Source organism: Halosimplex litoreum (assembly GCF_016065055.1).
In the GTDB taxonomy this organism is placed as follows: Archaea; Halobacteriota; Halobacteria; order Halobacteriales; family Haloarculaceae; genus Halosimplex; species Halosimplex litoreum.
The window spans coordinates 2,045,426-2,066,562 of the sequence record NZ_CP065856.1 but is presented as its reverse complement, the minus strand read 5'-3'; the positions used below and the strand labels follow the sequence as shown (position 1 = coordinate 2,066,562).

The 21,137-nt window shown below is 68.1% G+C and carries 24 protein-coding genes and 1 tRNA gene; 6 read left to right on the top strand and 19 right to left on the bottom strand.

The genetic code is table 11. The features are described 5' to 3' along the window. Positions 1-128: 128 nt before the first annotated feature. The 14 genes from I7X12_RS10335 to I7X12_RS20690 form a co-directional block, all read right to left on the bottom strand. A complete protein-coding gene (locus tag I7X12_RS10335) occupies positions 129-809 on the bottom strand; it encodes a nucleotide-binding protein (protein WP_198063730.1) in 681 nt (226 codons plus the stop codon). Further along, positions 806-1,642, bottom strand: a complete 837-nt coding sequence (locus tag I7X12_RS10330) for a DUF7857 domain-containing protein (RefSeq protein ID WP_198063729.1) — start codon at positions 1,640-1,642, stop codon at positions 806-808. The genes I7X12_RS10335 and I7X12_RS10330 overlap by 4 nt, the downstream gene beginning before the upstream one ends. An 85-nt stretch (positions 1,643-1,727) precedes the next feature. Continuing rightward, a complete protein-coding gene (locus I7X12_RS10325) occupies positions 1,728-2,621 on the bottom strand; it encodes a DUF7856 family protein (RefSeq protein ID WP_198063728.1) in 894 nt (297 codons plus the stop codon). Then, entirely contained in the window at positions 2,618-2,956 is a 339-nt protein-coding gene (locus tag I7X12_RS10320) for a DUF7855 family protein (RefSeq protein ID WP_198063727.1), read from the bottom strand. The genes I7X12_RS10325 and I7X12_RS10320 overlap by 4 nt, the downstream gene beginning before the upstream one ends. Positions 2,957-3,023: 67 nt before the next feature. Next, the gene (locus tag I7X12_RS10315) at positions 3,024-3,605 is read right to left on the bottom strand and encodes a DUF7504 family protein (RefSeq protein ID WP_198063726.1); all 582 of its coding nucleotides are present in this window, start codon (positions 3,603-3,605) and stop codon (positions 3,024-3,026) included. An 88-nt stretch (positions 3,606-3,693) separates the two neighbouring features. Continuing rightward, a complete protein-coding gene (locus I7X12_RS10310) occupies positions 3,694-3,999 on the bottom strand; it encodes a DUF7854 family protein (RefSeq protein ID WP_198063725.1) in 306 nt (101 codons plus the stop codon). A gap of 2 nt (positions 4,000-4,001) precedes the next feature. Then, positions 4,002-6,098: a minichromosome maintenance protein MCM gene (locus I7X12_RS10305; protein ID WP_198063724.1), complete on the bottom strand. Its 2,097-nt coding sequence runs from the start codon at positions 6,096-6,098 to the stop codon at positions 4,002-4,004. 156 nt (positions 6,099-6,254) lie between these two features. Then, positions 6,255-6,800 carry a hypothetical protein gene (locus tag I7X12_RS10300; protein WP_198063723.1) on the bottom strand — a complete coding sequence of 182 codons (546 nt, stop codon included), beginning with the start codon at positions 6,798-6,800 and terminating at the stop codon, positions 6,255-6,257. Positions 6,801-7,137: 337 nt separating this feature from the next. Next, entirely contained in the window at positions 7,138-8,418 is a 1,281-nt protein-coding gene (locus I7X12_RS10295; protein WP_198063722.1) for an RNA-guided endonuclease InsQ/TnpB family protein, read from the bottom strand. A 125-nt stretch (positions 8,419-8,543) separates the two neighbouring features. Further along, positions 8,544-8,614: transfer RNA gene (locus tag I7X12_RS10290), tRNA-Pro, on the bottom strand. 76 nt (positions 8,615-8,690) lie between these two features. Then, entirely contained in the window at positions 8,691-10,565 is a 1,875-nt protein-coding gene (locus I7X12_RS10285) for an SLC13 family permease (RefSeq protein ID WP_198063721.1), read from the bottom strand. 76 nt (positions 10,566-10,641) lie between these two features. Next, on the bottom strand, positions 10,642-11,511 hold the full coding sequence (locus I7X12_RS10280; protein WP_198063720.1) for a CehA/McbA family metallohydrolase: 870 nt from the start codon (positions 11,509-11,511) through the stop codon (positions 10,642-10,644). 199 nt (positions 11,512-11,710) lie between these two features. Continuing rightward, on the bottom strand, positions 11,711-11,917 hold the full coding sequence (locus tag I7X12_RS10275; RefSeq protein WP_198063719.1) for a hypothetical protein: 207 nt from the start codon (positions 11,915-11,917) through the stop codon (positions 11,711-11,713). A 58-nt stretch (positions 11,918-11,975) separates the two neighbouring features. Then, a complete protein-coding gene (locus tag I7X12_RS20690; RefSeq protein WP_269750358.1) occupies positions 11,976-12,110 on the bottom strand; it encodes a hypothetical protein in 135 nt (44 codons plus the stop codon). A gap of 35 nt (positions 12,111-12,145) precedes the next feature. Here I7X12_RS20690 and I7X12_RS10270 point away from each other — a divergent pair, with 35 nt between their 5' ends. Together I7X12_RS10270 and hepT are read left to right on the top strand one after the other, a co-directional pair. Next, positions 12,146-12,613 (top strand): nucleotidyltransferase domain-containing protein, encoded by a 468-nt coding sequence (locus I7X12_RS10270; protein WP_198063718.1) that lies wholly within the window; start codon positions 12,146-12,148, stop codon positions 12,611-12,613. A 3-nt stretch (positions 12,614-12,616) separates the two neighbouring features. Further along, positions 12,617-13,066 (top strand): type VII toxin-antitoxin system HepT family RNase toxin, encoded by a 450-nt coding sequence (gene hepT / locus I7X12_RS10265; RefSeq protein WP_198063717.1) that lies wholly within the window; start codon positions 12,617-12,619, stop codon positions 13,064-13,066. Between the two features lie 10 nt (positions 13,067-13,076). On the opposite strand, the gene I7X12_RS10260 is transcribed toward hepT, so the two are convergent. The 4 genes from I7X12_RS10260 to I7X12_RS10245 form a co-directional block, all read right to left on the bottom strand. Next, a complete protein-coding gene (locus I7X12_RS10260) occupies positions 13,077-15,128 on the bottom strand; it encodes a DEAD/DEAH box helicase (protein ID WP_198063716.1) in 2,052 nt (683 codons plus the stop codon). Positions 15,129-15,217: 89 nt separating this feature from the next. Next, positions 15,218-15,568: a hypothetical protein gene (locus I7X12_RS10255; protein ID WP_198063715.1), complete on the bottom strand. Its 351-nt coding sequence runs from the start codon at positions 15,566-15,568 to the stop codon at positions 15,218-15,220. 78 nt (positions 15,569-15,646) lie between these two features. Continuing rightward, positions 15,647-16,471 (bottom strand): MBL fold metallo-hydrolase, encoded by an 825-nt coding sequence (locus I7X12_RS10250; protein ID WP_198063714.1) that lies wholly within the window; start codon positions 16,469-16,471, stop codon positions 15,647-15,649. A 129-nt stretch (positions 16,472-16,600) separates the two neighbouring features. Further along, positions 16,601-17,569 (bottom strand): transcriptional regulator, encoded by a 969-nt coding sequence (locus I7X12_RS10245; RefSeq protein ID WP_198063713.1) that lies wholly within the window; start codon positions 17,567-17,569, stop codon positions 16,601-16,603. Between the two features lie 142 nt (positions 17,570-17,711). Between I7X12_RS10245 and I7X12_RS10240 the strand changes: the two genes are divergently transcribed. Continuing rightward, complete coding sequence (locus tag I7X12_RS10240; protein ID WP_198063712.1) at positions 17,712-18,983, top strand: tRNA(Ile)(2)-agmatinylcytidine synthase; 1,272 nt, start codon at positions 17,712-17,714, stop codon at positions 18,981-18,983. A 46-nt stretch (positions 18,984-19,029) separates the two neighbouring features. Here I7X12_RS10240 and I7X12_RS10235 read toward each other — a convergent pair whose 3' ends face one another. Next, a complete protein-coding gene (locus I7X12_RS10235; RefSeq protein ID WP_198063711.1) occupies positions 19,030-19,443 on the bottom strand; it encodes an SRPBCC family protein in 414 nt (137 codons plus the stop codon). Positions 19,444-19,554: 111 nt separating this feature from the next. Between I7X12_RS10235 and I7X12_RS10230 the strand changes: the two genes are divergently transcribed. From I7X12_RS10230 to I7X12_RS10220, 3 genes are all read left to right on the top strand, one after another. Then, positions 19,555-19,794: a DUF2249 domain-containing protein gene (locus tag I7X12_RS10230; RefSeq protein ID WP_198063710.1), complete on the top strand. Its 240-nt coding sequence runs from the start codon at positions 19,555-19,557 to the stop codon at positions 19,792-19,794. A gap of 111 nt (positions 19,795-19,905) precedes the next feature. Beyond that, on the top strand, positions 19,906-20,370 hold the full coding sequence (locus I7X12_RS10225; RefSeq protein ID WP_198063709.1) for a DUF5518 domain-containing protein: 465 nt from the start codon (positions 19,906-19,908) through the stop codon (positions 20,368-20,370). 51 nt (positions 20,371-20,421) lie between these two features. Beyond that, positions 20,422-21,069 carry a hypothetical protein gene (locus I7X12_RS10220; RefSeq protein ID WP_198063708.1) on the top strand — a complete coding sequence of 216 codons (648 nt, stop codon included), beginning with the start codon at positions 20,422-20,424 and terminating at the stop codon, positions 21,067-21,069. Positions 21,070-21,137: the final 68 nt, after the last annotated feature.

Below are 21,137 nucleotides of genomic sequence, written 5' to 3'. Positions count from 1 at the left end.
CAGTCGCTGCCCGAGGGGTTCGTCGACCGGATCGAGCGACGCGCCGACGCGTTCGACGACGACTGAGCGGTCGCACCCGCCCGGATCCAGTCCGTTCCTCGCTCGTCTCCCGCGGTTTCTCGCCCGGCTCAGACGGCCCGTCCGCGCGACCGACACGCTCGCTCGACGGTCTCGGCGAGCCCCGCGAAGGCGGCGGCCGCCGGCGAGTCCGGCCGGTGGACCGCCACCGGGACGCCGGCGGCCTGCGCGTCGGCGACCGCGGCCGACTCGGGGACCGTCCCGACGGGGCCGCCGAGTTCCCGGGCTACCAGCTCCGTCGGCGACGCCTCGCTCGCGCGGTTGAGGACGATGGCCGCCAGCCCCGCGTCGAGTTCTCGGGCGAGCGCGCGCGCCCGGAGCGCGTCGCCCAGCGCCGACGGCACGGGCTGGGTCACGAGGACACACGCCTCGGCGACGAGCAGGCCCAGTCCCACGTCGCCGCACATCCCCGCCGGGCAGTCGACGACGACGCGGCCGTACTCGTCGCGGACCGCCTCGACCGCCGCGACCAGCGCCGTCGGCTCGCAGGCCCGTGCGCCGGCCAGCGAGCGTCCGCAGGGCAGCACGGCGACAGGTCCACCCTCGCTGACGGCCTCGACCGCGTCGGCCCGGCCGGCGAGCACGTCGTGCAGGTCCGGCCCCCGGTCGGTCGGCAGGTCCGCCATCGCCAGATCCGCGTCGACGACGACCGCGTCCAGCTCCGCCCCGAGGTTGTACGCCACCGTCGACTTGCCGACACCGCCCTTCCCGCCGACGACCGCGAGGATCATGGTCCCTCGCCGTCGATCCGCGCCCCGCGAGCGGCGTGCTCGCCCCCGCCGACCCGTTCACCGGTCCGACCTACCGCCAGGTCGTCACTGTCCCCCTCGTCCGCGCGAGCGAGCAGCTCGTCGATCCGGCCGCGGACTCGCCGCAGCGCTCGCCGGTCCGCCGTGGCGGCCACCCCGAGCCCCCCACCGGTGTTCGCGCCGGCGCCCGACCGTCCCGCTCGGTCGGGGGCCGCGTCGAGCCGTTCGTCGACGTCACGGAGCCAGGAACGGACGGCGCCCGGGACGACGAACCGCTCCGGATCCGAGGCCCGGTCGATCGGCTGCAGTTCGTCGGCCGATCGGACGCCGTCGCTCACCGGCGCGTCGTCGGCCGTCCGCGCACCGTCGTCCGTTCGCACGCCTTCGTCCGCCCGCGACGCCGTCGGGGCGTTCGGTTCGGGGAGCGGGACGCTGTCCCGCGGGACGACGGGGTCGCCCAGATCGCGGACGACGCCGGCCGGTGTCGACTCCACCGCGGGCGCCGGCCCCGACGCATCCGGACCGGACTCGTCGTCGACTTCCGCGGCCGGGACCGTCGAGACGACCTCGGCTGGCGGCTCGGCGGGCTTGGCGGGCGTCGCGTACCCGACAGCGAGTCGACCGTCGGCCGGGACCCGCCCCACGAACGCGTCGCCGTCCCAGCCGGCCGCCGGCTGTCCCCGTCGCCGCGGCGGCCACACCGGGCCATCGAGGCGGTTCTCGACACGCACCCGACAGGGACGGGCGGCCGCGACGACGAGCGAGACGAGCGTCACCCCGTCGCTCCGTTCGCAACTCCACTCGAGCGTGACCATGGCGGCGCTGGTCGCCCGTTCGGTCATAAAGTCACGGACCGTCGGTCGCGGCTCCCGAACCGACCGGTGTGCCACCGGAGGGCGGTCAGACCCGGATCACGGCCGCGTCGAGCCACTCGGCGGCCGCCTGTGCACTCGCGAACCGGTCGCAGGCCAGCACGACCGGCGCCCGGAACTCGGCGACCCGACCCACCGCCAGCGCCGCGGTGACCCCTTCGACCGCGAACGGGTCGTCAAGCCGTTCGGCCTCGGCGGGGCCGCCGGGGACCGCCACGAGAGCGTCCTCGTACTCCCCGCGGACCCGGTCGACGAGATGCGCGCGGGCACGCCGCTGGAGGTTCGCCCGCCGGTCTTCGAGGCGACGGCGTCGCTCGCGGGCGTCACGGCCCTCGCGAGCGAGTCGCTCGGCGCGCTCGACGGCTTCCCGCGCTGCGGCCCGTTCGGTCTCGCGCTCGCTGAGTTCACGGGTCGCCTCGGCCAGCTCGGCCTCCAGACCGCTCACGTCTCGGCCCGCCTCGCGACCGGCCTGTACGCGCCCGCGAAGCGCCGCCACCCGCTCGCGGATCCGGTCGACTGCGTCGTCGGTCCCGGCCAGCCGCTCCCTGGGGCCAGCGAGATCCGGCGGTTCCGGGACGGTCACGTCGGCCAGTTGGTCGCGAACGTCGGCGAGCGCCTCGTCCTGTGGCGCCTCCCCACCGCGCGACCGCGCTGCGGCGGCCAGAGCGGTCCGGACCCGGATCGACATCGACGGACGGACGAACCCGACGTATCCGTGGACCGCTCGCGGGCGCGGACAGTCGACGACCGGTCCACGGTCCGAACCGCCCTCCCCGACCCCGTCACCGGCATCGGTCGGAGGCGTCCGACGGACCCCAGCGGCGACCCGAACCGGATCGAGCCCCCGGCCGCGCAGGTCGACGACCCGGCCCCTCAAAGACTCGTCGGCGAGATCCAGCGCGATTCGGTCCCGCTCGGTCATAACTCGGCGTCGCGCATCCGTTCGGGGTCGGGGTAGTCGCGCTCGCCGGCGAACGTCGCGTAGGGCAGCGCCGGTCGTTCGCGAGCCTCGTAGGCCGCGGCGGCCTCTCTGATCGAGTCGTCGACCGCTTCGTACTCGTTGAACGGCCGCGTTCGCTCGACCTGCACGTCCCCCCCGTGTTTCTCGCGGAGCCGCAGCGCCTGGAACGCAGCGAACTCCGTCTCGACCAGCAGCGCTACCCGGCCGAACCGCCGGACGACGACCCCCTCGTGAGTCCGACAGATATTCCGGAGCGTCCCCCGCGCCGCCGTCGAATAGGTCACCACCAGCAACACGAGCGGCGATTGTATCTCCAGCCGACATAAATGTATCGCACGAACATCACGAACGAGTGTCAGACGCCTACTGGAGGAGGTGTCGTTTGCGGGTTTCGAGACCGTCGTCGCCGAATTCGACGACGGCGTCGAACAGCGAGGTGATACTGTCGACGGTCGTGCGGTCGTGGGCGGTCGGATCGATGTGGAAGTGCGCCCGCGCGTCGGCGGCGTACAGCTGGCCGGTGATCGCGTGGAGGAACTCGTAGGCCGTCTCGACGTCGACGTACTGGAGCATCGCCGTCAGCGAGTCGAAACAGACGACCGGGGGCGTCTCCCACTCCGAGAGTAACTCGCCGATAGTGATCCCCAGTCCGGTCAAGTCACTCGGCGAGGAGACGTGTTCGACGGTGACGCCGTCGGGCCGGCTCCCCGGGGATTCGCCGACGACGACGACCGCCGCCTCGGCCGGTCGCTCGTCGGTCTCGGCGACCCACTGGTCGACACAGTCGGTCGCGTCCCCGCGGAAGGTCACCCACAGCGCGGTCGCGCCCGCCGGGTCCGACGGGATCAGCAGGTCCGTACAGGCCTCGGCCTCGCCGCCGCTCATCGACGGCGCACACAACAGGACGTTTCTGGCGTCGGCCAGTTCTGAATGGAGGTCGGTCATCCCAGTATCCGTTCACCCGAGGTAGTCGTGACGCGCTCAAAGTCCTTCCGTTCCGGCACGTCCGGGTCGATCGTGGCGGTCTCGGCCGCTAGTCCCGCTCGAACCGCTCGACAGCGAACGGACCCGGACGGTCGACCAGTTCGCGAACCCGCTCGCGAGCGCCCTGTTTCGACCCCGCCAGCACGACCGTCCCGTCGACGGCCGCGTTGCCGCGTCCACTCTTCGCCGCGTCGGTGCGCTCGGCCCGGTAGGCCGCCAGGTCACCGTCGAATTCGGTCGCGTACGTCCGCAGCGTCCCCCGCACGTCGCGCTCCAACTCCGAGAGGTCCACCTCGCCGTCCTCGAACCGGCGGAGCGCGTCCTCGACGTTGCGGAGTGCGGAGATGCGGTCCATGGTCACGTGGTCCGGAGGTAGTCCGTCTGGGGCTCGTACACCTCGCCTTTCTGTTTGAGCTTCTCGATCTCGTGTTCCGCCTTCGTCTCGTCCATGCCGATCTCCTCGGCGCGGTCGACGACCACGTCGACCGGCGCGCCCTCGTCGTACTCGTCTTCGAGGTCGTCGATCAGCCCTTTGATATTCTTGATGCGGTCGCGCTGGCTCTTGGAGGTGCCGGCCTCGATCATGTCCGCGTCGAGTTCGCCCGTCTCCGGGTCGACGCCCACGTCCTCCATACACGAGCGGACGATCTCGATGACCCGCTCGGCGTCGCCCTGCGTGACGGTGTCCGACAGGCGCACCCGCGCGGAGGCCTCGGCGAGCCGCACGATCGCCTCCAGTTTGCGGGCCGTCACGGGCACCGCCGCGTCCTCGTCGGTCCCTTTCGTCCGCAGGTCCACGTAGAAGTTCTCGATCTCCGCGCGGGCCTCCTCGGTCATCGTCGGGAAGCAGGTGCGCTTGGCGTAGGCGATGTACTTGCGCAACAGCTCGGGCTCGATCGTCGGCGCCACCTCGTCGGTGACGTTCTCGACCTCGTCGTCGCTGAAGTTCGACTTGTTCGACTCGACGCGGTGGGTGTGTAGCTCCCCCGCGTAGTTGGTCCGCAGGATGTGGTCCGCGAGGTTCCGGTCTTTCTCCTCGTCGGGCTGGTCGGTGACCGTGAAGATCAGGTCGAACCGCGAGATGAGCGCCGGCTCTAGGTCGATCTGCTCGCTGATGGGCTCGTACTGGTCGAAGCGGCCGTACTTCGGGTTGGCCGCGCCGAGCAACGAGCAACGAGATTTAAGTGTCGCATTAATACCTGCTTTACTTACACTAATCTCCTGTTGTTCAAGTGCTTGATGCATTGCCGACCTATCGTCGGCTGCCATCTTATCTAGTTCGTCGACCGCAGCGATTCCTTGATCGGCCAAAACAAGCGCACCAGCCTCTAAAGTCCACTGCTGTCCGTCGCCGAAGTCGTCTCTGACAGCCGCCGCCGTGAGCCCCGCACTGGAACTTCCTTTTCCTGATGTATAGACTGATCTTGGGGCAATATTTTTGATATATGATAACATCTGGGATTTGCCAGTTCCGGGATCCCCGATCAGGAGCATATGCAGGTCGCCCCGGATCCGGGATTCGTCGGGGAGGTGTTTCGTCACGCCCGAGAACAGCTGGAGGATCATCGAGAGCTTCTCGCGTTCGTAGCCGTAGATCGAGGGGGCGATGGCGCCGACCATCTCGTCGTAGATGTTCTCGCGGCCGGACAGCTCGACGATCTCTTGTTTGTCCTCCTCGGTGATGTCCATCTCCTCGAACTGCTCGTCCTCGATCTCGACGGAGAACCCCTCCATGTACGTGTCGAACATGGGCGACTGGTCCTGGTCGTTGCCCTGCTGGTCGAGCTTGAGGACGCCGCTGACGCGGACGTGGTCGCCGGCAGTCACCTCGCCGGTGATGTCGTCCTCGATGTTTACGTCGATACTCTGGGGCGTCTCGCCGCCGCGCAGCCCCTCGGGTGACTCCTGAACACGGATCTTCTGGGCGTCGACGAACTCCGACTGGTCGAAGTTGACGCGGAACGGCCCCTGTCGCTCGCAGCCCTGGCACTCGTGGGGCTCCTGGAAGTCGCCAGACTCCTGGGGGATGCGGGTGAGGGTGCCACAGCGCTGGCACTCGAAGGCGGCCTGGGTGATCTTGGGTTTGACGTCGGTAGCCTTGCGGACGACGCCCTGGACGGCGATGAGCTGCCCACGGTGGTCGGCGCGAATCTCGCGGATGTCGGTGGCGTCGGGGAGGTTCCGGATCCGGACGTGGGCCTGTCCGAGCTTCACGTCGACGGGCAGGTCGTAGAGGCGGAGCGCTTCCTCGGCGTAGTCGCGCAGCTCCTCCGGATGCGAGCGCACGTCGTCGGCCAGATCGGGGTCGAACCGATAGATGTCCCCCCAGTCGAGATACAGCGACTTCTGCTCGGTCGGGTACTTCTGGGCGAGCTCGCCGATCTCGTTGCGGTAGTAGTCCCGATAGAGTTCCTCGAAGGAGTCTATCAGTTCGGTGTTCTCGGCGCGCGCCATTGGGTGAGACCAGCTTAGCCCGCCCTCGGGTAAGAAGGTTCGCAAACCACGGCGAAAGTGAACGGCGCGGTCGGCGGCGCCGTCGCAGTCCCGCGGTTCGACCGGGAAACGAGAGGGTGGGGGTAGCGAGCCCGGGCGGTCGGGAACTCCCGTCGCTTACCAGCTGACCTCGTAGGTGCACCGGTCGGCGCCGTCGGTCCGGCAGGCGCCGACCTCGGAGACACAGACGAAGCCGTCGGCGTGGGCGACGGCCGCGCCCTCGACGATACCGCGGTCGAACGCGCAGGGGTAGGGCGTCCGGCACTCGACGCGCCCGTCGTCGTCACCGATCTGCCGGAACGCGTAGCCGCCCGGGTCGCCCCCGCGGTGGCCCGCGCGACACACGCCATCGAGCGCTGCCAGGCCGTCGGGGACGCTCTCGATGCCGTCCGGGAACGGCACCGCCCGCGCGATCCGCTGGCCGAGCGCGTGGACGGCCTGGTCGCCGACGAGGTCGTGGATCGCCGCCACGGCGTCGACGTAGCCCGCGAGCGAGTACCACTCGCCGGGTTCGGCCCCGGCGAGGTCGGCCTCTTCGAGCACGATCAGCGCCGACTCCCGCGAGTCGGCCGAGAACTTCTCCACGCCGGCGGCGACCGCCCGGACCCACTCCCCGGTCACCTCCATCCCAGCGTCGGGCCGGTCGCCGCGTGCGGAGCTCATACATATCTGGACGCTCTCGCACGTAAAATGCACACGGCCAAACCAGTTAGGAGCGCGGACCGCCTGCCGATCCCGAAGAGAGAGAGACCAGGGGTACGGTCGCCCTCGCTGTCGCCCCACGGCCGAGCGCCACTCGGCCACTCGTAGATAGCGTGTGTTTTCCCGTCAATCGTGTCCCTCAACATCGGGGGGAGTGACACTTTCCGGTCCCGTACTCCGTCCGACCGCATCGACTGCGGCTACTCGCGTAACGACAGGGTGTAAAATTTCAGTTCTTTCGGCGGTCTTCCATACCTCGTTAATGAATGGAGATCGCCCAGATATCAACAGCCCCACCCTACTCGCTCGGGGCTGACGCCCGCTTGCTTCTCGGTGGGTGGAACTTGTCGGTGGACGTTACCTCGGCCTCTTGTTCAGAGTACGAGACGAATCCTCGATTCGGTTTCACTGTCCCCGACTTGAGGGCGAGTTGACTGTCGCCCGTCCGCCGTGAGTTCTGTAGCCCCCGACGGACAAACCGCCAACCGACGTTTTTCGCCGCATTGTAATCCGCGTTTGCCGTTGCTCCACATTTCTCGCACTCGAAACTGTCGCGATCCGTGCGGTTCTCATCGCTGATGTGTCCGCATTCACAGCACCGCTTCGAAGTGTTCCTCGGATCCACGTAGCCGACTTCGATATCGAGTTCATCGGCTTTGTACTCAACGTACTGTACGAGTTTCGCATGCGCCCACTGGTGGAACTTTCGCCTGCTCGGCATCGAGTCTCCAATGTGCGTCAAATTCTCGAAGACGATATGGGTACAACCGTGACCAACGGCTTCCGCGAGCAATTGGTTAGATACGCCGTGAATGTAATCTCGGTTGTAACCTTCCTCGCGATCTCCTCGCTGGAGAAGCGTCCGATGTGCAGATTCGGTGCCTGTTTGCTGAAGATTGCCGCGTATGCGCTCGAACTCACGATGATCGTGTAACAACTCTTGACCCGACTCGAAGTGGGCGGTGCTGGTGACGGCGAGGTTTTCGATACCGAGATCAACCCCGAGGACTGTCCTGTCCTCAGCGGGAGACCCCTCGGTATCTGGTTTCGGCTTTCGGAACCCGAGATGTAGAAAATAGGCGTCGTCACGCGCAGTAAGTGTAGACTCAGTCACTTCCCATTCATCGCTGTCGAGATACTGGTGCTGATATCCGTCCTCCTCATCGGGCAGTACCAGCTCACACCTAACACGGCTGCCCGTAGTGGCGAGTGAGACTGTGTCATTCTCGAACAGAGTCATCGTCTTGGCATCGTACTTCACTGTCGGTGCAGTGAAATCGGGTCTCGAGTAAGGGCGGTCTTGTCGCTTTCGTTCGGCAACACCTCTGAGGGCCTCTGCGGCCTGGAAGCAGGCAAGTATGGCGTGCTGACTCCCGAGATCAGTTTGATCGCGGATATCGTCGTATGCGAGCGACTGGAGTTTTCGGCTTTCAGTTTCTCGGCAATTCCAGCCGATTTTCGTGGCGATGTTCGCGCCCGTTCGATACTCGTCAATCGTGTCTTCAAGCCGTTCGGCTTGCTCAGACGACACTGACAGACGTGTGATTGCGGTGCGCCGCACGTAGTCGTCGCTCGCCACGGTGTCAAATAGAGGGGATAGCGAGTTAATGGTTGGTGTGTTATCAGTAGATCTACGCTCTGTGACCTCTCTTGCTTGGGTCGATACGCGCCATCCTATATCCGTGAGATCGAACGCGAGAGGAGTGGGACCGCCCGGATTCGAACCGGGGTTACCAGCACCCAAGGCTGGAAGGATACCGCTACCCCACGGTCCCGTGACTCTCACTTACGGAGCAGCCGACGAAAGCGTTTCGTTGCGTACCTGCCGCGGTAGTCGTTCTCAGATTCACCTCACAGCCCCCAGAACGCGTAGATACCGAGCGTCGTGACGGCGGCGAAGATCAACTGGAGGGGCGTCCCGACTTTGAGGTAATCGGAGAAGCGGTAGCCGCCGGGGCCGTAGACGAAGAGGTTGGTCTGGTAGCCGACGGGGGTCATGAACGCGGTCGAGGCGGCGAAGGTGACGGCGAGGATAAAAGAGAAGGTGTTCACGCCGAGCTGGCGGGCGGCCTCGACGGCGACGGGGATCATGAGGACGACGCTAGCGTTGTTGCTGATGATGTTGGTGAGCAGGGCGGTAACGAGGTACATCAACGCGAGCACGCCCAGCGGCGGGAGCAGGGTCGACGACTGGACGACCAGGTCGGCGATCAGGTCGGCGCCGCCGGTGTTCTCCAGAGCGATGCCCAGCGGGATGACGCCGGCGAGCAGGAATATCACGTCCCACTGGACGGCGTCGTAGACCTCGGTCGGCTTGAGACAGCCGCTGAGAACCATCAGCAGGGCACCGGTCAGCGCGGCGACGACGATGGGAAGGACGCCGAGGGCGGCGACGCCGACGACGGCGCCGACGACGCCGACGGCGACGGGGATCTTCGAGCGGCGGTAGTCGGGGCGGTCGATCTCCTGGGCGACGATGAAGTCGCGGTTGGCGTTGAGTCGCTCGATGCTATCGGGCGGTCCCTGGATCAGGAGGGTGTCGCCGACGCGCAGGCGCACGTCGTCCATGCGCTGGCGGAACAGCTCCTGACCGCGCCGCAGCGCGAGGACGGTGGCGTCGTAGCGCTGGCGGAAGTTCGCCGAGGCGAGCGACTCGCCGACGAGGTTCGACCCGGGTGCGATCACCACTTCGACGAGGTTCTCGCGCTCGCTGGGCTGTTCGAGTTCGGTCTCGTCCACCTCGACCTCGGGGAGGAGATCCAGTCCTTCGGCGTCCGAGAGGTCGACGAGCGTGTCGCGGTCGGTCCGCACCGCGAACACGTCGCCTGCCTGGATCACCTTCGGGTCCAGCGGTTCGGTGAACGCCCGTTCGCCCCGGATCAACTGGACGAGATCCACGTCGAAGTCGGTGTCGGCGAGCGCGTCGCGGACGGTCTCGCCGACCATCGGCGAGTCCTCGCGGACGACCACTTCGGTGAGGTACTCGCCCATCTCGAACTCCTCGGTCAGGTCCTCGGCGACGGGGATGCGCGCGGGCGTCAGCCAGCGACCGACCGTCAGTAGATACGCCGCGCCGACGATCGAGACGATTACGCCCAGCTGCGTGAACTCGAACATCGTGAACGTGCGGCCGATCAGCCGCCCCGACAGCTCCGAGGCGAGGATGTTCGTCGAGGTGCCGATCAGCGTCAACATGCCGCCGAACATCGAGGCGTAGGAGAGGGGAATGAGTAGCTTCGACGGGGAAGTCTTGCCCTCGTGAGCCAGGTCGGTGACCATCGGCAGGAGGATGGCGACGGCGGCGGTGTTGTTGATGAACCCGGAGATGGGGCTGACGACGCCGATGATGGCGCTCAGCTGGCGCGATTCGCTATCGCGGGTGACGGCGGCGATCTTCGACCCGAGGATCTGGACGACCCCGGTGCGCTGGACGCCCTCCGAGAGGACGAACATGGCGAGGACCGTCAGCGTCGCCGAACTCGCGAACCCGGAGAGGCCGTTCTCGGTGGCCGAGAGCCCCTCGGCGGGGTCGCTCAACACGACCAGCGGGTCGGCAAGCAGGCCCAGGTCGGCGGCGGTCGCCGACAGCGGTTCGACCAGCAGCAGGGCGACGAGGACGCCGATGGCGGTGATGTCGACGGGGACCGGTTCGGTGGCGAAGAGGATCAGCGCGGCGAGGATGACGAGGAAGACGAAGGCGGCGCCGGCGGTGATCCCGAATGGCACGTCCGCAGTGTTGCGGTGATACGGGAAAAAGGCCACTCATCGCCTCTGGGGCGCGAGCGACCGGATACTCGGTGTGCTAGCGGATCCGGCCGGCGATACGGCGGGGAACGCGGCCGACGCGGCCGCCTCGCGAGCCGAGCAACAGCGCGGAGCCGAGCACCGCACCGGCGCCGAGCGCGGGGTGGGCGCCCGCCGCCGTCCGGCCGTTCGACGCGGCGGTCCCCGCCGAGTCGAGCGCCGTCGCCGCCGTCTCGCGAGCGTGCCAGGCGTAGGTCTTCCCGAACTCGACCGGCGTCGTGACGGTCCCCTGCGCGGTCGCCCGGCCCGCACGGATCCCCGCCAGCACGTCCGCGACCGTCATCGTCGTCCAGTCGACCCCGGCGGGGAGCGTGACGCTCGTGAACGCCCGTCCGATCAGGTCCGGCCGGTGTGCGTCGCTGCCGCCGATCGCCGGGTGTCCCTCGGCGGTCGCGAACTGTCTGGCCCGTCGGTTCTGGTACCCCGTCACCGCGACGGCGTTTCGCGTCTCGATACCGTCGACCTCGCAGCCGGCCAGGACCGCCCGGCGGACGCCGTGGCGGCTGATCTGGAAGGGATGCGGGACGACGGACACGCCGCCGGCCTCGCGGACCGCGGTCACCGTCTCGGCGAACGGGCGCCCCGGTTCGGGCGCCCACTCGACCCCCAGCGCGAGCAGGTGGCCGTCGGCCGTCGAGACCTCCACGCCCGGCACGACGAGCAGGTCCGTTCCCTCGGCGGCGGCGACCGCCCGTGGCGCGCCGACGACGGCGTCGTGGTCGGTGACCGCGACCGCGTCGAGGCCGGCCGAGAGCGCCGCCTCGACGACGCGTTCGGGCGGGGTCGCACAGTCGTAGGACGCGTCCGTGTGGACGTGTGCGTCGAGGGTGATAGTTCGGGCCGGATCGGGCCCGGTTCCGGCAGTCATTGCCTGTTCCAGGCTATCGACCGATATAAGTCTTGGGCGCTCGCGTGCGGCGAGCTACCACGAGGTACGGTCGCCCTACCGCGATCGGCACTACTCGCTGTCGCGAACGCGTCGAGACAGTGGTCGAGAAGACCACATTCGTCGACGAACGTCTCGAATCCACGGAGAACGCCATCGGACGAGAACGGCGAGCGAAGACTCACTCGTCGTCCGAGAGGCGGATCAACCGTTGGACCGACTCCGGGCCCTTCTGTCTGAGATAGATGAGCGAAAGCGCCCCGATGGTTAATAGAACGTAGATTAACGTCCCATTGGAGTGGTAGTCTCTCGTGTACCAAGCAACGAGTGCACTCATCAATAGATAATAAAGGAAAAGTAACTCGTACCCCTCGACTTCTATCGACATATCTGGGGTCGCCGGTCAGTCTACGTATTTCTTGTAGCTTCAAGAGAACGAAGTGGACTCACTCGTCGTCGCGCAGTTCCATCGTCCCGACGATGTCGTAGGAGTCGTCGCCCTTTCGGATGCCGTCGAGCAGCAGGAAGGCGTGGTCGGGCGGTAGCTCGTGAGACGCCGGGATCGGTCGCGGCCACCGCAACAGGTTTGTCGCTCGTCCGCCAACTCGGACGCACGATGAGCGAGCGGGAGGCGCCCACCGATCTATCGGAGCGGGAGACCGCGGTTTCTATCGACACCGATCGGATCCGGACGGTGCTCGACCAGTATCCGATCCGTCTGGCGGTTCTGTTCGGCTCACAGGTCACCGGCGTCGCGGACGCTAGCAGCGATGTCGATATCGCCGTCGATTTCGAGGGAGCCGTCGATGACCCCGGCGAACCGCTCCTGTCGCTGCTCGCCGACCTCTCCGTGGCACTCGACCGCAACGATATCGACCTCTCGCTCGTCGACGACCTCGATCCGCGGGTCGGTCGTGCGGCGTTCTCGCACGGCGTTCTCCTGTCCGGGTCGCCAGAGCGCGCGGACGCACTCCGAGACGAGTTCGAAGCCGCCGCGGAACGGCGCGAACCGAACCAGTCGCTCCGCGACCGGCTCGACGAGACGCTCGAACGGGTGGACCGACACGTCGAGCGCGCGGGGTGACCGATGTCGGACCCGCACGGTCCTGACCGCGTCGAGACGATGGTCGAGAAGGCAGAGTTCGTCGAAGAGTGTCTCGAAATTCTCGCAGCCCGCCAGTCCATCACCCGTGATGCCTATCGGTCGGATACCGTGACCAGAGACGTGGTCGAACGCCGTTTCGAGAAGGCGAGCCAGGCGTGTGTCGACATCGGGCGGATGCTCCTCCGCGACATCGACGGTCGGGCTCCGGATTCGAACGCCGCCGTGATGGAGCGACTCGCGACCGTCGACGTACTCTCCGCGGAAACCGCTTCGAAGATGGGTCAGGCGGCGATGTTTCGAAACGTGCTCGCCCACGAATACGGCGACGTGCTCGATCAAGACATCGTGTACGAGGCGCTTCAGGATCTCGGTCGCTACAGGGCGTTTCTCCACGAGCTCCGCGACTACCTCGACGATGTGGACGCGATCTGATCCCGATCGCCTACCGCTCGTCGTCGCGCAGCTCCATCGTCCCGACGATGTCGTAGGGATCCGACCCCTTGCGGATACCGTCGAGCAGCAGGAACGCGTCGTCGGGCGAGAGGAAGTGGGAGGTGACCGCCCGGCCCATCGGCGTCGGCGAGAGGCCGTCGATGAACTCGTACTCCAGCAGCTTGCCGACGGCGTGTGTTGTCGGCACCTCGCCGATCATCCGGTCGTTGAGCCGCTTGGCCGCCTTGCCCCCGACGGTGACGTTGGCGAGCGTCTCCTCGACGGCCGCGCCCTCGTCGTAGCGGGTGATGACAGGGTCCATCTCGCCTTTCAGCAGCTTGAACGCCACCTCGTCCTCGCTCATCTCCTGGCTGCTGTGGTAATTGCCGTCGGGCTCGACGAGGACGTAGACGGTGCCCTTGTCGTGGTAGTCCGGCCGCCCCGCGCGGCCGAGCATCTGGTGGAACTCCTGGACGGTGAGCCACTCGATGCCCATCGCCAGCGAGTCGAAGACGACCTGCGAGGCGGGGAAGTCGACCCCCGCGGCGAGTGCGGCGGTCGTCACGACCGCGGCCAGATCCTGGTCGGCGAACATCCGCTCGACCTTCTTCCGGCGGCGGTGGTCCAGCCCGGCGTGGTAGGGCGCCGAGTCGTACTCCAGCTTGCGGGAGATCTCGTGACAGCGCCGCCGGGAGTTAGTGAAGATGATGGTCTGGCCGCGATACCCCTTCGACGATTTCGTGTCGAAGGCCCTGCGGACGAGCTTGTTCTCTATCTGCATCTTCTCGCGGCCGTCCGCGAAGGTAACGTGGCGTTCGATCGGGACCGGGCGCTCCTCGAACTCGATGAGCTGGGCGCGCAGCTGCTCGGCCAGGTCGCCGGGGTTGCCGACGGTCGCCGAGAGGTAGATCCACTGCGTGCCGTCCGTGCTCCGGTTGTCCGAGCGCTCGCCGCAGTAGTACTTCAGCCGCGAGATCAGGCCGTCGAGGCGGTGGCCGCGCTCGTCCTCGCCGAGGGTGTGGACCTCGTCGATGACGACCGTCCCGATGTTGCCCAGGTCCTTGCCGGTCCGCAGCGCGTGGTCGATGCCCTCGTAGGTCCCGACGATCACGTCGGCGCCGGGGTCGAAGCGGCCGCCGCCGTCGTTGATGCGGCTGGCGCCGACTCTGAGAGAGACGTCGACCATGTCGCCGTAGCGCTCCTCGAAGGACTCGTGTTTCTGGTTGGCGAGCGCGACCAGCGGCACGAGAAAGAGCATCTTGCCCTTGCCGTTCAGGACGCGGTCGAGGCCGGCCATCTCGCCGATGAGCGTCTTCCCCGTCGCCGTCGCGGACACGACCAGTTGGTCCTGGCCCTCGGTCGCGCCGTTCTCGACGGCGAGACTCTGGACCGGCAGGAGCGTGTCGAAGCGCCCTTCGAGGTGGTCCTGAATACCGGGGTGGAGATCCAGCGAGTCGACCGGGACGGGGTCGACCTCGTCGACGGTCGCCGAGATCTCGTCGAACTTCGTCAGATCGGGGTCCAGATCGCCTTTCAGGAGGTTCGAGACGCGTTCGAGGTCCTGAACCTCGGTGAGCAGGTCGTAGAGCCGGTCGCGGGCGCCGGCGGTGATCTCGCCTTTGTAGGCGAGTTCGCGGTCGAGTTCGGCCTTCGCGCAGTCGGGGCAGATGTACTCGCCGTCGGCCTCGATGGCCGTCTCGGAGGTGACCGGCGAGTACTGCCCCTCGCTGGCGCAGTAGCGGCAGGTGCGGACGGCTTTGGCTTCGAGCTGGTAGGCGTCGAGCAGTTCCTGTAGGCGCCGGCGAGTCGCCTTCGAGGTCTGCTCGGAGATGCGGATGCGCGAGGCCGAGCGGGCGAGTTCGACGAACAGGTCGGGCGGGCGGGGCTCCTCGCTGGCGCCCTGCTTCAGGCGGAGTCGCGCCGGTCGCGGCCCGGCGTCGGTCTCCTTGAGTTCCAGTATCGCGTGGAGACGCCGCTCTCCGTCCTTGACGACGGCGACCCGCACGTCGTCGCCGTACTCGTGGAGGAACAGCGTCCCGACCTCGCCGACCTGCTGTGACACACCACCCACTCCGCTATCGAGCTATATCAGCGATTCGGACTCTCGTGGGCCGTGATACCGCGACACAACCGGTCGCTCACCGACGGCGATCAGTCCTCCAGCGCCTCGGGTTCGTCGTGCTGGACCGACCAGCCCTGGTTGATCCCGCAGGCCTCCCGTTCGGTGTATTCGATCTCCGTGTCGAGATCGACCCGCGACCCGCCTTCGACGCGCTCGACGACGAGGGGAACGTCCATCTGGCTGCCACAGCAGCCCACGTCGGTGAACTCGTCCCACTCGTCGCCCTCGGCGGCGCTGTCGCGGACCTTGGTGAGATACTTCCGGTAGTAGTCCGATCGGATCCGGCCCCGCCCGTGCTTCCCGACGTCCGCCGGGAAGGAGAGCACGACCCGCGTGGCCAGCGGTTCGGCCGTCTCGTCCGTCCCCTCCTGACTGCTCATGGGCCGTGGTTCGAGCGCGAACGGTATGGAGTTTCCGGGGCCGTCCGTCGCGGTCGCTCAGGTCCCTCTGGGAGCCGTTCAGAGTTCGTAGCGCTCGCCGTCGACGGCCAGCGGCGCCTCGAACGCTCGGTCGGCGTGGAGGAAGTGAGAGACGTGGACCACTCGGGTCTCCTCGGCGTCGAGGTCCTCGCCCAGTGCCACCGCGCCCTCGACGGTCATGTGCTTCGTGCCGAACGTGCGGGCGACGCCGTCGGCGTCGAAGTGGTTCCCGCCCGCGGGGTGGTGTTCACACAGATCCGCGGTGACGATGCCGTCGGCCAGCAACAGGTCCGGGTCGGCGAGGGTCGCGCGTGACTCCTCGCCGATGCCGTAGGTCGAATCACCGGAGAGAGAGAGTTTCGCGCCGGTCTCGGGGTCCTCGATCGCGAGGCCGTAGCAGACGAGCGGCGGGTGGTCGACGGGGACCAGCGTCACCTCGAACCCACAGGTCTCGAACGACTGGAAGGGAGTCTCGGCGACCACCTCGACCTGATCGAGGTAGTCGTAGCGTCGGCGGACCGTCCCGGCGACGCTCTCGCCGGTCTCGGGGTCGCGCTCGTCGGCGGCGTGGACCGGCAGGTGGTCGAGGAGTCGGTAGGCGTGGCCCAGACCGTCGAGGTGGTCGAAGTGAACGTGCGTGATCACCGCGGCGTCGGGTAGCGCTGCGTCGGACGTGAGGAACTGGTGGCGGAAGTCGGGGCTGGTGTCGACGAGCAGCGACTCGCCGGTGCGCTCGTTGCGGACGTGAACCGAGAACCGCGAGCGCTCGACGCCTCGCTCGCGGGCGCGCTCGCAGGTCTCACAGTCACAGCCGGGCGTCGGCGTCCCCGTCGTGTCGCCCGTCCCGAGGAGGGTGACGTCCATCGGTCGACGAGAAGGGCCGCCGCCGTCTAAAAGACGCGGTCGGCGACGACCGCGGCAGCCGCGGGGGCGACCGGCGTCGAACGCGACACCCGCGCCAGCGACCGAGCGCCGCAGGGACGCTCGGCCGTCCTACGCGGAGCTGCCTTCGATGTCGGCCCGCTCGCGGATGATGTCCCGGAGTTCGTCGGCCTCCTGGATGTTCTCCATCTCGGATTCCTCGACGATAGCGGTTCCCTCGACGGACTTTCTGGTCGCGCGCTCGACGACGTACACCGACCGGGTCCGGGTGACCCTGCCCACCGAGGACATGATGCGGGCGCGCTTCTCCGCGGTCTTCGTGAGCTCGGAGTGACCGGTCAGCATCTCTTCCTCGCGGCGTTCGTTCTCGCTGACGGTCTTGAACGGCGCTCGGTCCGTGGGGTGGACGTCGAAGCCGACGCGGGTGAGGACGGCGACGATGGGCTCGTCCTCGGGGTCGACCTCGGGGTCGTCGGGCGTCTCCTCGTCCTCCCGTACTTCGTCGGCGCCCTCCAGCACCTCGACGGGCGAGGTGAGCGGTTCGTCGAACAGTTCCTGGAGCTGGCTGGCGACCTCGACGGAGGCGTCCATGCCGTCCTCGTACTTCGAGACCGTCCGTCTGGAGACGCCGAGCTCGTTGGCCAGCCGCCCGAGCGACCAGTCGCGGTCCTCGCGGGCGTCCGCGAGGACTTCGCTGTCGATGTTGACGTAGAGGCCGCCCGGCGCCGCGTAGATGAGCGGCGGGACCCCCTCGACGAACAGATCCATGGCGGTGTCGGGCGAGAGCACCGGGACGCCGTGGCGGAAGTAGGTGACGCCCGGTTTGAGTTCCTCGTCCCGCGTTCTGAGTCCGATGACCATCGGTGTGGCGCCCAGATACGTGCCGAGCCGGCGCATCTCGGCGCCGGTGTGGCCGTCGAAGGCGTCGATGTTGCCGAGGATCTTCACGAGGAGGACCTCCTCCCCGCGGCGGGCCGCGACGTCGAAGCTCTTCGGCCGGATGGCACAGCGCTCGCTCACCACGAAGCCCGCGTCCTCCAACATCGCGGTGACGTTGCCCACCAGTGCCGACCGTGACATACCGAGAGGTAAGTAGGTCTTCCCATATATGCGTTGTGCCCCGGTAGAATCCGCGTGCGCCCCGTTTTTTCATGCCGACCGATAGATTGATATATAATTTCGCGGCCGAAACCCGTTTGCCCACGGTCGCGTAACGACCGCTGTGACCGTCATCGGGCTCGACGACACGGATTCCCGCGAACGCGGGATGTGTACCACCTACGTCGCCGCCAGCCTCGCAGAGCGCATCGAGGCGGCGGGGGCGAGCGTCGACCGACGGGTGCTCGTGCGGCTGAATCCGGGTGTCGAGCACAAGACCCGCGGCAACGCCGCGCTCGCCGTCCACACCGGCCTCGGCGCCGATCGCGCGCTCGCGCTCGCACGCGAGCACCTCGATTTGGCCGAGACGGCGGATCCGCGGACGAACCCGGGCGTCGTCGTCGCACCGGGCGATCCCGAACGGGTTCCCGAGGAAGTGGCGGCGTTCGCGCGGGCGGCCGTTCGGGACTACCACGACGTCGACGACGCGGTCGACCTCGCCGCCGAGTGTGGCTACCAGACCGCCTACGCCGGCAACGGCCGCGGCCGCATCGGCGCGCTGGCCGCCGTCGGCGCGTGGCGGGCGTTCGACGACTGGAGCTACGAGTGTATCTCCTACCGCGAGCGCGACCGCTGGGGGACCGACCGGGAGGTCGACCGCGAGTCCGTCTTCGCCGCTGCCGACGCGGCCTCCCCCGACGCCTGGGACACCGTGGACCGGGGGGAGGGCTACCCCGTCTGTGTCCCACGCACCCCCTGCCCCATCCTCTACGGGATCCGCGGCGACGACTCCGAGACCGTCCGCCGGGTCGCCGACGCGATCGACGGCGAAGCGGTCGCGAGCCGCGCGCTGTTCGTCACCAACCAGGGGACCGACGCCCACCTCCGGGACGCCGACGGATTCGCCGACGCCGACGAGGGCCGGGCCTACCGCGTCGACGGCGAGGTCGTCACCGAGCCCGAGACCCGGGAGGGCGGCCACGTGTTCGCTACCCTCCGGAGCGCCGACGGCGAGGACGCCGAGATCGCCGCCTTCGAGCCGACCAAGCGATTCCGCGACCGCGTGCGGGCGCTGCGGCCCGGCGACCGGGTGACCGTCTGCGGCGAGGTGTCCGACGGGACGCTGAAACTGGAGAAGTTCGCCGTCAGGGAGCTCGTGCGGACCGAACCGACCAATCCGGAGTGTCCCGAGTGCGGTCGCTCGATGGGGTCGGCGGGCGCCGACCAGGGCTACCGCTGTCGGGACTGCGAGACGAGCGCCGACGGGAAGGTCGAGGTGCCCGTCGAACGGGAACTGGAACTGGGCTGGTACGAGGTGCCGCCCTGCGCCCGCAGACACGTCGCGAAGCCGCTGGTCCGCGGCGGATTCGACGCACCCGTCCATCCCGAGCGGTAGCTCCGGTTCGCGACGCCGCGACACCGCTCGCTGGCGACCGGGTGGCCTACCCCGCGACCTCGGCTTCCAGCCAGTCGAACTGCGATTCGAGTTCGTGCCGTCGCTGGCGTTTGATCACCGTGGCGTCGAGGATCTGTCCGACGAGGGCAACGTCGAGTTCGAAGTCGGTCGTCGCTGTGACCTCGGTGGCGCCGTCGACGGGTTCGACGTGGTAGACGGTGTCCATGGTCTCGAAGAAGCCGTCGGCCTGCTCGTAGGCGAGGTCCGACTCGTCGTCGACCAGTCGCAGGTCGAGGGTCACCGTCGCGAGCCCCACCTGGTTCTCCAGATGCATCGTCTCGCCGTCGAGGGCCACCTCGGTGAACCCTGCGGCGAGCATGAACGCCTCCAGGTCGTCCATCGCGGCGCGCACCCGCTCCGGCGAGGCGTCGAGCCGTCGCGAAACCGTCACCGTCTGCATACGGGGAGCGAGACGCCCCAGCCCCGTCAGTGTCACGCCGCACCGGTTCGGGCGCCGATTCCCGAACGTCTTCGGCACAACGCGCTCGCCCGCAGAGCCCCAAGGACGGATATGGTCAGCGACGTATCGAGAGAGCCGACGCGGACGCTCGACGCCCGGGAGATCGACGGCGAACCGTTCGGCGAGATCGTGGCCGCGCTGGAGGACCTCTCGGCGGAGGGCACGCTCGAACTCGTCAACAGCTTCGAGCCGGAACCGCTGTACGGCGTGCTCGACGACCGCGGGTTCGACCACGAGACCGAACGCGCGAGCGAAAACGAGGTCCACGTGTATATCAGCCGCGCGGAATGACGGTGACCCCCGATCGAGAGACAGGAGCCGCCCGCGCGGCGTCGCCGTCGGTGGAGCGGACTACTTGACAGCACAGTATACTTTTCCGCAGCGGCCGCGTACAGTCGCTCGATGACGGCGATTCGAGGGATACTCTTGACGGCGTTCGACGAGCGGTGGCGACCGGCGACGCTGGCGGGCCTCGCGTCCGTGCCGTTCACGGTCGCCGCCTCCTGGGACGGCGTCGGGGACCCGACGGTCGTCGCCGGCGGCACCGTTTCGGGGCTGGCGCTGGTGGTAGCTGCCGTCGCAGCCGGGTACTACTACGGTGACCGCCGAGCGGGGCCGCGAGCGGTCGGTACGCGGGTCGGCCTGGCCGGGTCGATCGGCGTCGTCGTCGTGTATCTCGCGAATGCGGCGGTCACCGTCGCGACCAGTCCCGCGAGTTTCGCCGCCGTCGTCGCCGTCCTCGCGGCGCCGGTCGTCGTCGCGCTCGGCGCGGCGCTCTCGGTGCTAGTCGCCGTCCTCGGTGCGGCGGCCGGCGACTGGCTGGGGAGGCGGACCGGGCGCGGGCGACGGGCCGACCCCACCGGGTGAGCCGAACCGGTTCGGGACGACGCATAGCGGAGCGGCGACCCAAGCCGGAACATGGTCAACGTTCCGTCGCCGTTCGGCGGGAGCGACGACACCTTCGACGCCTACGACGAGTTCGTTCCGGAACACGCGCCGGCGCCCGGCGACTTTCTCGAGGGTCACGACGTGCTCGACGGCCGCGAACACCTCGCGGTCCACCGGCTGGCCCGGGAACTGTTCGAGGAGCGGGGGGTGTACGACGTGACGTTCGGCTACAACCTCGCGCGGCTCAACAACGACCGCCGCCACACCGACGCGGGGTATCGCTACGCAGTCGAGCGGTCCGCGGCGGTCGCCGACGACCTGTCGATCCCCGACGGGGACGGCGAGTCGGCGGGCCACGAGCCGGCGCGCGTCCTGCGCGCGGAGTTCACGCCGACGACCGCCTTCTGCCCGCAGAGCGACACGCTCAGCAGAGGGTCACTGCGCGCGTGGAACGGCCTCGCCGGGTGCCACGAGTTCGATCTCGTCCGCGTCCGCGTGGCGCCCACACACCAGCGCGCGGGTCAGATCAACGCCGCGCTCCGCGAGGCGGAGGCTGCGCTCGTCGAGACCGGTTCGTTGCCCGAACCGGAGAACGGGGACGCGGGGACGCCCGGGAACGGGTTCGACGACGACGTCGCGGGGGCGCCCGGTCGCGACGGGTCGCGGTCACCGTTCTGAGCGTGCGCGAGGTCGGCGATGTCGACGCGGTGGCGTCGCAGTGTCACTTCCGACAGTCGGATATTCCA